Annotated in this window: 12 protein-coding genes and 1 pseudogene; 9 read left to right on the top strand and 4 right to left on the bottom strand. The window is 65.7% G+C overall.

Translation table 11 applies throughout. The features are described from left to right. Positions 1–7: 7 nt before the first annotated feature. Positions 8–730 carry an acyltransferase gene (locus ACXYMR_RS06880; RefSeq protein ID WP_458942050.1) on the top strand — a complete coding sequence of 241 codons (723 nt, stop codon included), beginning with the start codon at positions 8–10 and terminating at the stop codon, positions 728–730. A gap of 1104 nt (positions 731–1834) precedes the next feature. Here the strand turns inward: ACXYMR_RS06880 and ACXYMR_RS06875 are convergent. Together ACXYMR_RS06875 and ACXYMR_RS06870 are read right to left on the bottom strand one after the other, a co-directional pair. Then, positions 1835–3868, bottom strand: coding sequence for a S9 family peptidase (locus ACXYMR_RS06875; RefSeq protein WP_458942049.1), 2034 nt, complete (start codon positions 3866–3868; stop codon positions 1835–1837). Between the two features lie 115 nt (positions 3869–3983). Then, positions 3984–5267 (bottom strand): NupC/NupG family nucleoside CNT transporter, encoded by a 1284-nt coding sequence (locus ACXYMR_RS06870; protein ID WP_458942048.1) that lies wholly within the window; start codon positions 5265–5267, stop codon positions 3984–3986. Positions 5268–5364: 97 nt separating this feature from the next. Here ACXYMR_RS06870 and ACXYMR_RS06865 point away from each other — a divergent pair, with 97 nt between their 5' ends. Both ACXYMR_RS06865 and ACXYMR_RS06860 read left to right on the top strand, forming a co-directional pair. Further along, positions 5365–5574: a DUF1289 domain-containing protein gene (locus tag ACXYMR_RS06865; protein ID WP_458942047.1), complete on the top strand. Its 210-nt coding sequence runs from the start codon at positions 5365–5367 to the stop codon at positions 5572–5574. Further along, positions 5571–6287, top strand: a complete 717-nt coding sequence (locus ACXYMR_RS06860; protein ID WP_458942046.1) for a retropepsin-like aspartic protease family protein — start codon at positions 5571–5573, stop codon at positions 6285–6287. The genes ACXYMR_RS06865 and ACXYMR_RS06860 overlap by 4 nt, the downstream gene beginning before the upstream one ends. Here the strand turns inward: ACXYMR_RS06860 and ACXYMR_RS06855 are convergent. Both ACXYMR_RS06855 and dusA read right to left on the bottom strand, forming a co-directional pair. Beyond that, the gene (locus tag ACXYMR_RS06855; protein ID WP_458942045.1) at positions 6284–7105 is read right to left on the bottom strand and encodes a sulfite exporter TauE/SafE family protein; all 822 of its coding nucleotides are present in this window, start codon (positions 7103–7105) and stop codon (positions 6284–6286) included. The two genes, ACXYMR_RS06860 and ACXYMR_RS06855, sit on opposite strands and share 4 nt — an antisense overlap. Then, positions 7105–8100, bottom strand: a complete 996-nt coding sequence (dusA, locus tag ACXYMR_RS06850) for a tRNA dihydrouridine(20/20a) synthase DusA (protein ID WP_458942044.1) — start codon at positions 8098–8100, stop codon at positions 7105–7107. The genes ACXYMR_RS06855 and dusA overlap by 1 nt, the downstream gene beginning before the upstream one ends. Positions 8101–8251: 151 nt before the next feature. Between dusA and ACXYMR_RS06845 the strand changes: the two genes are divergently transcribed. The 6 genes and pseudogenes from ACXYMR_RS06845 to ACXYMR_RS06820 all read left to right on the top strand — a co-directional run. After that, complete coding sequence (locus ACXYMR_RS06845; protein WP_458942043.1) at positions 8252–8686, top strand: YeeE/YedE family protein; 435 nt, start codon at positions 8252–8254, stop codon at positions 8684–8686. 10 nt (positions 8687–8696) lie between these two features. Then, on the top strand, positions 8697–9152 hold the full coding sequence (locus ACXYMR_RS06840) for a DUF6691 family protein (RefSeq protein ID WP_458942042.1): 456 nt from the start codon (positions 8697–8699) through the stop codon (positions 9150–9152). A 94-nt stretch (positions 9153–9246) separates the two neighbouring features. After that, positions 9247–9798, top strand: a complete 552-nt coding sequence (locus ACXYMR_RS06835; protein WP_458942041.1) for a hypothetical protein — start codon at positions 9247–9249, stop codon at positions 9796–9798. A 104-nt stretch (positions 9799–9902) separates the two neighbouring features. Then, positions 9903–11468 carry an EAL domain-containing protein gene (locus ACXYMR_RS06830; protein ID WP_458942040.1) on the top strand — a complete coding sequence of 522 codons (1566 nt, stop codon included), beginning with the start codon at positions 9903–9905 and terminating at the stop codon, positions 11466–11468. 18 nt (positions 11469–11486) lie between these two features. After that, positions 11487–12032 carry a response regulator gene (locus ACXYMR_RS06825; protein ID WP_458942039.1) on the top strand — a complete coding sequence of 182 codons (546 nt, stop codon included), beginning with the start codon at positions 11487–11489 and terminating at the stop codon, positions 12030–12032. Between the two features lie 62 nt (positions 12033–12094). Continuing rightward, positions 12095–12874 (top strand): annotated as a pseudogene (locus ACXYMR_RS06820) (PAS domain-containing sensor histidine kinase); the annotation flags it as partial.

Raw genomic sequence — 12874 nt, 5'->3', positions numbered from 1 at the left:
AGGTCCCATGCGCCGCGATCACCGCCCCTACTGGATGCACGCCCTCTGGGAGCGCTTCGAGAACCGCTGGGCCCGCCACTTCCTGCTGCCGCACTTCGACGCCATAGGCCGCAAGCCCAAGATCGTCCAGCCCTGGCATGTCGAGGTGTTCGGCCCCAACATCACCGCCGGCCACCACCTGCACGTCGTCGCCAACCGTGCCACCCCTGTCCGCCTGACCGTGTGGTCGCCGCAGGAACGCCCCGGCACGATCACCCTCGGCGACGCCGTCTTCCTGTCCGGCGGCACCCGCCTCCTCGCCGCTGGCGAGATCACCATCGGCGACGCCGCCCTGATCGCCCATGGCGTGGTCATCAGCGATTGCGACTGGCACGGCCTCTACAACCGCGTCGACCCGGCCCCGCCCTTCAAGCCCGTGCGCATCGGCAAGAATGTCTGGATTGGTGATGGCGCCTTCATCGGCAAGGGCGTCACCATCGGCCACCACGCCGTCATCGGCGCCCGCGCCGTCATTACCCGCGACGTCCCCGCCCACGCCGTCATGGCCGGCAACCCCGCCCGCGAAATCAAACGCCTCGACCCCGGAACCCCCATGAAAACCCGCCTCGACCTGTTCGACGGGACGCCGGCATTGGAGCGCTTCTTCGACCAGGCGTATCGCGATCAGCTGGCGCGGAATTCGACGTTGGGCTGGTTGAGATCGCGGCTGTTCCCGCGGCGGGGGGATTAGAAGAGGAAAACGACAAGTAGTGAACTAATACCGACTTAACCACGGGACAATGGTAACTTTCAATGAAATATACCCGATCATTTAAACTCGCACCTGCAATTATTCTATTGGCATTAATTTTGTCGGGTTGCCCCCCCAAAGATGATAGGCTTTGGTTCCGAGATGTTGCCAATGGCGGCCTTCTGTTTCAGTACGGGGAAATAAGCCTTCTTGAGGAAGACCGGTCATTTCCATACAATCCATGCCCCTCCGACCAACTTGAAATCTGTTTCAATACTTTGATTCCGATCTACATCCCATTTGATATTGATCTATTAGTCAGTACATATCTAGACAGAAGCTGCATTGAGCGGACCGAAAGATGCGGAATGCAAATCGAAGGGGTGGGGGTCTATTACGTGACGCACGCGGTCTCACCTGCAAACTACACCTTGGAATGTGTCGGTTGCCGGTCCGACACGTCTGTACTTTATGGCTTTGTCGATGGGGCACTAATGTCAATCTTGATACTTGGTCGAGACGGGACCAGCCGCGTACTAGTGAGAACTGAGGCTCGGACAATCATTGAGTAACCGGGACCTACTCCGTGTTACGAAGGCAATAGGTGGTGACAAATAACCAACCAGATCGCCTTCAGGCATCGCGCCCAGCGGAGAAACAACAATCGCATGCCAGCCAGCGGGCCTCAGTCAGGCGTTGAATGGGGTGGTGCGGGCGCGACACGGCCCGCTTTTATTGCTCCGATGCAAAGCGAATCCAGCTCCCCACTTTCCGTCATCCCACGGTGCCGCAAAGCGGCATCCGGGGGACCTCAGCTAACAAGGCGACGGAAAGAGCGAGGTGATCGCGGCTGGCCTGTTGGGTGAGGTCCCCCGGACCGCCACTACGCGGCGACCGCGGGATGACGATGGTGAGACAAGCAAAACAACCGGTCAGCGCGGAGCAAACCCCTTCTCCCCGGGGAGAAGGTGGCCCGAAGGGCCGGATGAGGGGGAAGACACCGCCCTCTCAGGATAGCGCCCGCAGCACAAAAACCCTCTCCAGACACACCCACGAAAAAGGGCCGCCCCATCGGGACGGCCCTGATCCGCTTCACCGCTTCAATCAGTCTTCCAGATCGAGCAGCGTCTCCCAATCCAGATCGGCCGCCGGCGGTTCGCCGCCCGGGCCGGTCAGGTAATGCTCCAGCCAGTTGAGCTGGCGGTGGGCATAGTCGAACTGGGCCGCCGCCATGCGGTTGCCATGGCCCTCGCCCGGATACAGCACCAGGCGCACCGGCGCGTCGCCGGTCTGCTTGAGGTAGCGGTACAGGATGAAGGATTGCGACGGGTCGACCCGCGTGTCCGCCTCGCCGTGCATGATCAGGGTCGGCGTGGTCGAGCCGGCGGCGTTGTAGCTGGGGCTTTTCTCCAGGTACATCTGCCAGTCATCCCACGGGTTGGTCACGAAGTGAACGTCGACCATCTCCACGGGGATTTCCGTCGTCCCGTGAAAGGAGATCAGGTCCGTCAGCGCCACGAAGGGCACCGAGGCCGCGAAATGCTCGGAGGCGATGGTGGCGCCCCAGGCCGAGGCGAAGCCGCCATAGGAGCCGCCGGTAATGCCCACCTTGTCGCGGTTCACCAGGCCTTCCTCGACGAGGTAGTCGATGCCGTCGAGCAAATCGTGGAACTCGTCACCCGGCGCGTCGGCATGGTCGAGGCGGATGAAGTCAGCCCCGCGACCCGTCGAGCCCCGGTAGTTCGGGTAGAGCACGGCCATGCCGCGTCCGGCGGCGATGTGGCCCGGCCGGCTGTAGCCGGTCATCCAGCCATTGGTGTCATTGCCTTCCGGACCACCGTGCACGGTCATGATCAGCGGCCAGCCGCCCTCCGGGGCGCGGCCGCGCGGCGTGATCAGCACGCCCTCAATCTCGACCCCGTCCCGCGCGGCATAGCGGATCACCCGCTGTTCGCCGAAGGCGATGTCGTCGAGCCACTCATTGTGCGTGGTCCAGCGCTGCGCCGCACCGCCGGCCTCGGCCACGTAGAGCTCGTTCGGATGCTCGGCCGCGTCCGCGACCATGGCCATGCGGCCCGAGTCGGCGCTGTAGGACAGGGAGTGCGCGACGATGCCATCATGCATGTCGCGGCTGATCTCGCTGCCGTCCGGCGCATAGGTGACGATGCCGCTGGCCGTGCTGGCGTGCACCAGGGCGACCAGGTTTCCGTCCGCCGTCCAGTCGAAGGCCTGCACGTGCTGCTCGGCATCGCCGGCAATGATCGTGAAGTCGCCACTGTCGACGTCGGCGATGTGCAGCGTGCCGGCAATCGAGTCGGCCCGGTCGACCGCGGCCAGGAAGGCAAAGCTCTCCCCGTCCGGCGAGAAAACACCGCCGCCGGTCTTGCCCGGCGTCTCGATCACCGCCTCGACCGAGCCGTCACCGGCATCGACGATGTGCCAGCGCTGGCTCATCATGGCGTCGTCGACCAGCGCCGTTGGCGCCAGGGTGACGGCCAACATGCGGCCGTTCGGCGCAATCGCCATGTCGCTGGCATGACCCGGCAGGTCGAGCCGCGTGGCCTCGCCGCCCTCGCTGTGCAGGCCGACCCGCCAGACATGGGTGAATTCCTCGTCTTCCTCGTAGACCCGGGCCCGGAAGCCGCGATCTGCGAGCTCCTCGACCATCGGGTCGGCCTCTTCCTGGGCGAGGATGTAGAGCGTGCCGTCAGCGGCGAAGGCATAGCTGGAAATGCCGGCATCGTGTTCGAACACGCGACGCGCCTCGCCGCCGCCCAGGCCGATCTCGTAGAGCGCGGTGTGGTCGTCATCGCCGCGCCGGCTCAGGAAGGTCACGGCATGGCCGGCCGGATGCCAGCCCACGCTGCCGATGGAATGCTCACTGCCGATGAAACGGGTGCCCTCATTGGCAGCCCCGGCAATGAACAGCTCACGCATCGAAGTGCCGTCATCTTCGCCCTCAACCACATTGCGTGGCGTGGAGACGGTGTAGGCGACACGCGCGCCGTCCGGCGAGATTTCGGCCGAGCTCACCGATTGCAGTTCGAACAGGTCGGCGATTTCCAGCGGACGCTCGTCCTGGGCCCAGGCCGGCAGCGTCACCGCCAGCGCGGCGCCGGTTGCGATTAGATATCTCATGAAACTCCCCAATCAGCGGGGGTGTCCTCTCCCTCGGGACACCGTTGCAGGGGAGATTAGGTCAGGACGGAGCGATTTCGAAGCCCGTGCGTGAGCGCTCTGCAGTTGTCGGCCCCTAGAGCCCGAACACCCCGCCCGGAAGCGCGCCCACGGCCGCGCCGGTCATCAGGGTGGCAAGCGTACCGGAGATCAGCGCCTTGGGCGCCAGCTCCAGAATGTCCGCCCGCCGCGTCGGGGCGATCGCCACCAGGCCGCCGGTGAGGATGCCGACGGAGGAGAAATTGGCGAAGCCGCACAGCGCATAGGTCATGATCAGGCCGGTGCGCGGGCTCAGCTCGTCGCCGACCTGGGCCAGACGGTCATAGGCATAGACCTCGTTGAGCGCCGTCTTCAGACCCATCAGCGAGCCCGCCTGGGTCGCCTCGCCCCACGGGATGCCGGCCAGCCAGACGATCGGCGCGAACAGCCAGCCGAGGATGCGGTCCACCGAAAGCGGCGCCCCGAACATCTCCGGCAGCGTGCCCAGCAGCACGTTGACCAGCGCCACCAGGGCGGTGAACACGAGCAGCATGAAAATGATGTTGAAATAGAGGCGCATGCCGTCCGAGACACCGGTGGTCAGCGCGTCCATGGACGAGTGATAGATGTTCTGCGTCACCTTCTCCTTGGCCAGCTCGGCCTCGGGCACCGGCTCGGCCGGCATCATCAGGCGCGACAGCAGCACCGCGGCCGGCACCGAGATCAGCGAGGCGGTGAAGATATGCCCGGCGGCGCCGTCGATGACGCCGGAGAGCTGGCTGACATACAGCGCCATCACCGAGCCGGCGACGGTCGAGAATCCGACCGTCATGATCAGGAACAGGTCGGCCCGCGTCATGTCCGGCAGGCGCGGCCGGATCAGCACCGGACTTTCCGTCATGCCGAGGAAGATGTTGGCGGCCGCACCGAGGCTGGCCGAGCCGGACAGGTTGAGCAGGCGGCGGAAGGCAGCGGCAAAGCCGCGCACGAGGAATTCCAGGATACGCCAGCGCCACAGCAGGGCCGACAGGGCCGACAGGACGATGACCATGGGCAGGGCCTGGAAGGCGAAGATGAACAGGCCGCCGGCGGTGTCCGGATTGATCTCGAAGGGCGCTGGCGAGCCGGCCAGATAGCCGAACACGAACTGCGCGCCTTCATTGGTCACTTCCTGCAGCACCGCGACCACGCCGGTCAGCGATTCCAGGAAGGCGCGGAACGGGGCCAGGGTGTAGAGCAGCCAGGCGATCAGCAATTGCAGGCCGATGGCGCCCAGTAGCAACTTGACCGGCACCGATTTGCGCGGTCCCAGCAGCCAGGCCAGGCCGGCCAGGGCAAACAGGCCCACAAAGCTGCGCAGCTGCAGCAGGATGTCGTCCATTTCGTCCCCCGGCACCGGAAAGGCGGGACCATATTCCGCCGCCCCCCGCGGCGGCAAGCGCTTGCCACAACGCGCAGCAGCCGGAATGCTGGACCGCATGGTTCGAACACCCGTCAAAACGCCCTGTGTCCAGGTTTGCTTCGTTGATCCGAAAGCGCAAATCTGCGTCGGCTGCTTTCGCACCATGACCGAGCTGGGGCGCTGGACGCATTACAGCGACGCCGAGCGCGACACCATCATGGCCGAGCTGCCGTCCCGCGAGGCGGCCTTCCAGGCCAGCCGCAAGACCGGGGGGAAACCGACATGAGAGCGATTCTCGGCCGGGCCGCCCTGCCGCTGCTGATCCTGGCCCTGCTCGGGCTCGGCCTGCGCTTCATAACCGACGCCTGGTGGACCACCCTGCCACCGGTCACCCGTCTGACCTTCATCGGTCTGGTCCTGGCCCTGCTGGGCCTGGCCCTGGTTGCCGCCGCCTTGGCTCCGGACCGCACCCCCCACCGCAATCTCGTCGCCTGGGGGGCCGTGGCGGCCTCGATCGGCGGTGTCATCATTCTCGACAAGGACCATGCGGACTGGCGCTACCAGCAGGTCTGGGGCGCCGCGCCCGACCTGTCGGCGGCCACATTCACTTTCGGCGATGCCACGCGTCTCAGCGACGGGTCCATCGTGCTGGACCGGAAGTTCGACGGCCACTTCTACATCGACGCCGACATCAACGGCGCCGTCATCACCTTCCTGGTCGACACCGGTGCCACTGGCGTCGCCCTCAGCCTGGAGGATGCGCGCCAGGCCGGCATCCGCACCGACCGGCTGGACTATTCGCTGCAGACGCGGACCGCAGCCGGGCTGTCGCGCGCCGCCCCGGTCACCATACGCTCGCTCAACCTGGCCGGCCGGCGCTTCGACAATGTCCCCGCCCACGTGCTCACCGGCGGTGACCAGTCCCTGCTCGGAATGAGTGTTCTGGAACGCTTCGAATCGATCGAGATTCGCCGTGACCAGCTGATCCTTCGCTCCTAGGCCTGGCCGCCCAACCACGCCTCGCGGATCAGCATTACGCCGACGACGATCAGGCCGACGGCAAAGAAGCGCTTGAGCTTGCGCTCGGGCAGGCGGTGGGCCAGCCGGGCGCCGACCGGGGCGACGAAGAAGGCGCTGCCGGCCAGCAGGGCAAAGCCCGGCCCGTTCACATAGCCCAGCGACCAGGGCACGTCCTGCTGGCCCCAGCCATTGGCGATGAAGCCGAGCGCGCCCGGCACGCCGATGGCGACACCGAACACGGCCGCCGTGGCCACGGCGCGGTGGATGGTCTTGCCGCACAGGGTCATCAGCGTCACCCCGAAGACGCCGCCGCCAATCCCCATCAGCGCCGACAGCAGGCCGATCAAATTGCCCAGGCCGACGCGCGCCAGCCCGCCCGGCAGCTCGTCGCGCAAGCGCCAGTCGGGACGGCCGAAGAAGAATTGCAGCGACAGGACCAGCGCCATGCCGCCGAACAGGCCGGTCAGCACGCGGCCCGGCACCAGGTGCGCCACCACCGAGCCGATCAGCGTGCCGGTGACGATCCACGGCACCCAGGCCCGCAGGACGGCGAAATCCACCGCGTCATGCTTGGCGTGCGCGCTGACCGAGCGCAGCGAGGTGGCCACAATGACGGCCAGCGAGGTTCCGACCGCGACATGCATGATGCGGTCGCCCTCATAGCCCAGTGAGGTGAAGGCGTAATACATGGCCGGCACCATGACGACGCCGCCGCCAATGCCGAACAGGCCGGCGATCAGGCCGGCCAGCGCCCCGGTCGCCGCCATGGCCAGAACCAGGACAGCAATATCGGCCATCAGGCCGCCTCGCCGCGGCTGACGACTTCGTCGAGGGCCGCGTCGACGACCTCCAGCCCGGCCCCCTTGCGGGGGGCGCGTTCGGACAGCACCCGGCGCCAGTGGCGGGCGCCCGGCTGGCCGGCAAACAGACCCAACATGTGGCGCGTGATGTCGTGCAGGCGGGCACCGCGAGCCAGCTGGTCGGAGATGTAGGGTCGGAAGGCGTCGATGGCGTCGAGGCGGCTGGCCACCGGGTCTTCGCCGCCGAACACCCGGCTGTCCGCCTCGGCCAGGATCCAGGGCGTGTGGTAAGCCGCGCGGCCGATCATCATGCCGTCCAGACCGGCGCTCGCCTCCAGCCCGTGCGCGATGTCCTCTAGGCCCCCATTGAGAATGATCTCGAGCTCGGGGCGCTCTGTCTTGAGCTGGTGCACGAGGGCGTAATCGAGAGGTGGAATGGTGCGGTTTTCCTTCGGGCTCAGCCCCTTGAGCCAGGCCTTGCGCGCATGCACGGCGAAACTCGTCACACCGGCCTCCGCCACCATCTCGACGAAACCGAACAGCGCCGCCTTTGGGTCCTGGTCATCGACACCGATCCGGCACTTCACCGTCACCGGGACCTCGACCGCGTTCTGCATCGCCTTGACGCAATCGGCAACCAGCTCCGGCTCGCGCATCAGGCAGGCCCCGAAACGGCCTGACTGGACCCGGTCGGAGGGGCAGCCCACATTGAGATTGACCTCGCAATAGCCGAACGCCTCGGCAATGCCGGCCGCCTTGGCCAGGTCCGCCGGGTCCGACCCGCCAAGCTGGATGGCCACCGGATGCTCCTCGGCGCGAAACCCGATCAGGCGCTCGCGTTCGCCATGGATCACCGCCTGGTCAACGGCCATTTCGGTGTACAACAGGGCCCGCCGCGTCAGCACACGATGGAAGGCCCGGCAATGCCGGTCGGTCCAGTCCATCATCGGAGCCACTGAGAGGCGGCGGTCGGGGGTCTCGGGTGCAGTCATGGGCGCCACATAGCGTGCCCGGCCCGATCTGCCAATTCGCCCGTTCGCACCCGCCGTGTTTCGTATATTGATATTTATGCATATATGCACATATTAGGGGAAACGCAGAATCGCCCGGGTCTCCGGTGCGATGCCGGACCGGAGAACCAGTATGCCCACCGAATTCACGCCCTTCCTGTCGCTCATAGGCGGCCTGATGATCGGCCTCAGCGCTGTCCTGCTGATGGCCGGCACCGGCCGTATCGCGGGGATCAGCGGCCTGACCTCGCGCCTCCTCAAGAGCGATTGCGGACCCAGCGACCGCAGCCTGTCCCTGACCTTCCTGGTCGGCCTTCTCCTCGCCGCCCCGATCGGCCTGCTGGTGACCGGCCAGTGGCCGCAGCAGACCGTGTCCGACAACCTGCCCCTGATGGCCGTGGCCGGCCTGCTGGTCGGCTTCGGCTCGGTGTTCGGTAATGGCTGCACCTCCGGCCATGGCGTGTGCGGTATCTCGCGCGGCTCAGCTCGTTCGCTGGTCGCCACCGCCGTCTTCATGCTCACCGCCATCCTCACCGTCCTCGTGCAACGACACCTGATCAGCGCCTAGGAGTGCTTTGATGAAACACCTTCTCGTTCTGGCCGCCGGCCTGCTCTTCGGTTTCGGCCTCATCATTTCCGGCATGGCCAATCCCGCCAAGGTCCTCAACTTCCTGGACATCTTCGGCACGTGGGACCCCAGCCTCGCCTTCGTCATGGGTGGCGCCATCGCGGTCACCGCACCCGGCTTCTTCCTGTTGCGCCGTTCGGCCCGCCGCCCCCTGTTTGCCAACACGTTCCAGTGGCCGACCCGCAAGGACCTGGATGCCCGCCTGATCTCCGGCGCCGCCCTGTTCGGCCTCGGCTGGGGGCTGGCCGGCTTCTGCCCCGGCCCGGCCCTGACCGCGCTGCCGATGGCCGCTCCGGGCACGCTGGTCTTCGTACCCCTGATGCTGGCCGGCATGTTCATCGCCGCCCGCGCCGACACCCTGCGGCCCGTGAAAGCGTCGATCCCACCGGGCTCAGGCAAGGCCTGATCCGGCGCCGCCGACCCGTTTCAAAATGCCACTACCCCGTTCACCGACTTTCAATCCTGTCGTGATTGACTGTCGGATGAAGAGGGAGACCCCGATGGCAAAGGCAATTTTTCACAAGCACCAGCGCGTCTACGTGCGGCCGGTGGGAACATGGGCCCTGATCGAGCAGGTCAAGCCGCACTGGGTGAAGGACGTCGAGGAACCCGTACGAATATATTATGACTGCGGTCTGGGCCGCGACTTCGTCGCCGACGAGCTGTCGGCCGAGCAGGCATCGGCCGTCGAGGGCGGCGAATGGCGCGTGCTCCGGGCCCGCAACAAATGGCAATCGGCAGACGAGTGCGCGCACCACCCTCACCCGGGAACCTTTCCCGTTGTGGTCACCGAATCGATGGACTGGGGCGGCTGGCGCGTGCCGGCCGCGGAATACGATCGCGACCCGCAACGCATTGAAACTCAAGCCCGTCTTATCGCGAACAGCGTGCGCCTTCTCGGCTTTGCCGAACGCTTGCGCGATTTTGCCGAACAGGAAGGCGACCTGCCGGAAGCCCTGAACCAGCTGGTTCGCCAGGCCAAGGACGTGTTGCGCGAGGTCGAACTCCAGCCTGGTCCGGCCGGCGCCGGCAAAGCCCGCGACGCGGCTTGATCGCAATCCGAGAGCCAGACCGGCTCAAAAATCCTCTTAAAGCGCTCCTAACGATTAGAGCGCATTGCTAGCCAAAGTATCTAGAAGCTTTCTGGGCGACCCTGATGTCCCTGACTGAACAGCGCAACCGCTTCCTTTCCTTCGCCTTTGCGTCGTCCGATGTGCTCATCGAGACCGACCGCGATGGCAAGGTCTCCTATGCCGCCGGCGCAGTTGCGACACTGGGAACGCCCGAGCTGGAGGGCAAGGGCGAGGATCTGGCGCAGCGTCTGGACCGGACCTCACGCCCGGTCTTCATGGCCCTGTGCAAGCGCGTGCGCCCGGGCCGCCGCCTCGGCCCGTCCCGCGTGACCGTCAACGGGCGGGCCGCCAAGCTGTCCGGATGGACGCTCGGCAACGACGAGCAGGTGTGCTGGTCCCTCTCCTTCGACAGCGCCCACCAGCCAGAGGAACTCGATCCCCAGGCCTTCGAACGGGCCGCCGAGAAATCGATCGCGGAGGCACGCGAAGCCGGCGTCAAGATGGCGATGTCGGTGATGCGTATCGAGTGCGACGACGAGATCGAGCGCCTGATCGGCGAAGAGCAGGCGGAGCGCCTGTTCCAGTCCATCGCCGCTTCATGCGCCAATGCCGTCGGTTCCACCGGCGTGGCCCGCCAGATCGATGGCCGCCGCACCGCCCTCATCCACGACCGCAAGTGTGATCTGGCCAAGCTGGCCAAGGAGGTCGACCAGACCTTGGCCGACTTCAGTATCGACCCGGGCCGGGCCCGCATCGAATCGGTCGCGGACAGCCCCGACCTCGACCCGGCCACCGCCGTCCAGGCCTTCATCCATGCCGTCAACGAGGCCGCCGACAGCGAAGCCGTGCTCGACATTGCCAGCCTGCACGAAGTGGCCGACCGGCTGATGGCCGAGACCCAGCGCCGCATGCAGGAATTGCGCACCACCATCGCCGGCCGCGTGATCGAGCCCTATGCCCAGCCCATCATCGATCTGAAGACCGGCAAGGTGCACCATTACGAATTGCTGCTTCGCCTGCCCGGCGGCAAACCGGTCGAGGAGAGCGTCGGTTTCGCAGAAAGCACGGGCATCATCTACGAGATCGACTATGCGATGACCGAGATCGCGGCCGCCTTCCTGCGCGAGGACTATGACCGTCCCGCTCTGGCCGTGAACCTGTCCGGGCGCTCGCTGACCAATATCAACTGGGGCAAGCGCTTCCTGAAGCTGCTGGCCGACCTCAAGATCGACCGCAAGCGCCTTAGCTTCGAGCTGACCGAAACGGCCTCGGTCAAGAACACCACCGCAGCGAACAAGATTCTCGACAAGATCCGCGAGCGCGGCCACAAGGTCTGCCTCGACGACTTCGGTGCCGGCGCCGCGGGCTTCCACTATCTGCGCGATTTCCCCGCCGACATCGTCAAGATCGACGGTGCCTATGTGCGCAATGTGAAGCGTTCGGAACGTGACACTATCCTGCTGACAGGTATGATAGATCTGTGCAAGAAGCTGGGCGCCGAGACGGTCGCCGAGATGATCGAAACCGAGCAACAGGCCAAGCTGATGGCCTCTATGGGGATCACCTATGGTCAGGGTTACTATTTCGGTAAGCCTGTTCCGCTTAAAATGCTCGCCGATCCGAAATTCAGCGCGAATCGAGCCGCGTAAGCCCAAGGTAAACGACCCATGGCGGTAGACCTCAGCCGAGTAAAGCTGCTCATTGTCGACGACAATGGCTACATGCTGACGATCTTGAGAACGATCCTGCACGGCTTTGGTATCAAGCAAATCTTCGAATCCAAGGATCCGGCCGACGCGTTCGACATGGTCCGTTCGGACGCTGTCGACATCATCATCACCGACTTCCAGATGGATATCCTCGACGGGCTCGATTTCGTCCGTCTGGTCCGCACCGCCGATGACAGTCCCAATCCGCTGGTGCCGATCATCATGCTCAGCGCCTATTCGGAGAAGTCCAAGGTTATGCAGGCGCGCGATGCCGGGGTCACAGAGTTCTGCTGCAAGCCCATCACCGCCAAGGAAATGTTCGCCAAGATCGCCGCGGTGATCAATGAGCCGCGACCGTTTATCCGCAACAAGTCCTATTTCGGCCCCGACCGGCGCCGCGCCGACCCGGAAACCGCGACCTACAAGGGTCCGGAGCGCCGCAAAAGCCGTCAGAAAGCCGCCGCGGCAGCCGCCGAGAGCGACGGCGACGCCGATGTCGCCTGATGCGGCCCGGCAACCATGATCGCTGGTCGACATGACCAGACGACACACCGTAGTTTAGCGCCATGAATCAGATGCGCTTCGATACGCGCCCGACGTCCGGCTCTGCCTCGCGGGCTCCCTACGGGAGTACCGAGGCGAAACCGCGTTCACCGGGCCGCATGCGTCAGTCCGGCGCCATCTGGATCATCCTGGCCGTCATCCTGTTCACCATCGCCTATGGCGGCATCCTCCTGGTCAAGATCCAGCAGGAACGGGCCACCCTGGTGACCGAGGCGGAACGCTCCCAGGCCAATGCCGCGGGCTACCTCGCCGAACGCGTCAGCGCGCGCATCGCCGAGGCGCGCTACGCCCTGTCCTTCGCCAGCGCCGACTTGGCCGACGCCCCGGTCGACCGGATCGAGGAAGTCGCCCTCACCCGCCTCGAGGCGATCGCGCAGTCGGATCTGGTCAGTGCCATCGCCCTGCTCCTGCCGGATGGCCGCACGCTGCCGAACACCGGCAGCAGCGCCGATCTGCGGCCGCTCGGCGGTCTGGCACTCGACGCGCCATCCGGTCTGGCTGCATCCATCACCGAGGACGGTGCCCCCGGTCTTGTGCTCGCTGTCCCGGTGCAGCTGCGCGACGGCACGGTCGGCGCCTTTGTGGCGCGACTGGACAGCGAACAGGTCCTGCCCGACTGGGGCAGCGACCGCGTCGTCGCCCTCGCCAACGCCGATGGCAGCATGCTGTCGATCCGCCCGCAGATGAACAGTGTCCGACCCGGAACACCCCTGGCCCAACGCTTCGGTCTCGAACCCGCCGTTGTCGATCGCCTCGCCGACGGCGGAGGTGGCGCCACCTCC

It is taken from the genome of Maricaulis sp. CAU 1757 (assembly GCF_054482675.1).
Note: the sequence above shows the minus strand (reverse complement) of the source record. Positions and strands in the feature narration are given on the sequence as shown.

What these genes read in the sequence shown, in the direction of transcription:
- ACXYMR_RS06875 (WP_458942049.1), bottom strand. Translation starts at nt 3,868, where the DNA reads ATGAGATATCTAATCGCAACCGGCGCCGCGCTGGCGGTGACGCTGCCG.
- ACXYMR_RS06870 (WP_458942048.1), bottom strand. Translation starts at nt 5,267, where the DNA reads ATGGACGACATCCTGCTGCAGCTGCGCAGCTTTGTGGGCCTGTTTGCC.
- ACXYMR_RS06880 (WP_458942050.1), top strand. Translation starts at nt 8, where the DNA reads ATGCGCCGCGATCACCGCCCCTACTGGATGCACGCCCTCTGGGAGCGC.
- ACXYMR_RS06835 (WP_458942041.1), top strand. Translation starts at nt 9,247, where the DNA reads ATGGCAAAGGCAATTTTTCACAAGCACCAGCGCGTCTACGTGCGGCCG.
- dusA (WP_458942044.1), bottom strand. Translation starts at nt 8,100, where the DNA reads ATGACTGCACCCGAGACCCCCGACCGCCGCCTCTCAGTGGCTCCGATG.
- ACXYMR_RS06845 (WP_458942043.1), top strand. Translation starts at nt 8,252, where the DNA reads ATGCCCACCGAATTCACGCCCTTCCTGTCGCTCATAGGCGGCCTGATG.
- ACXYMR_RS06840 (WP_458942042.1), top strand. Translation starts at nt 8,697, where the DNA reads ATGAAACACCTTCTCGTTCTGGCCGCCGGCCTGCTCTTCGGTTTCGGC.
- ACXYMR_RS06865 (WP_458942047.1), top strand. Translation starts at nt 5,365, where the DNA reads ATGGTTCGAACACCCGTCAAAACGCCCTGTGTCCAGGTTTGCTTCGTT.
- ACXYMR_RS06860 (WP_458942046.1), top strand. Translation starts at nt 5,571, where the DNA reads ATGAGAGCGATTCTCGGCCGGGCCGCCCTGCCGCTGCTGATCCTGGCC.
- ACXYMR_RS06825 (WP_458942039.1), top strand. Translation starts at nt 11,487, where the DNA reads ATGGCGGTAGACCTCAGCCGAGTAAAGCTGCTCATTGTCGACGACAAT.
- ACXYMR_RS06855 (WP_458942045.1), bottom strand. Translation starts at nt 7,105, where the DNA reads ATGGCCGATATTGCTGTCCTGGTTCTGGCCATGGCGGCGACCGGGGCG.
- ACXYMR_RS06830 (WP_458942040.1), top strand. Translation starts at nt 9,903, where the DNA reads ATGTCCCTGACTGAACAGCGCAACCGCTTCCTTTCCTTCGCCTTTGCG.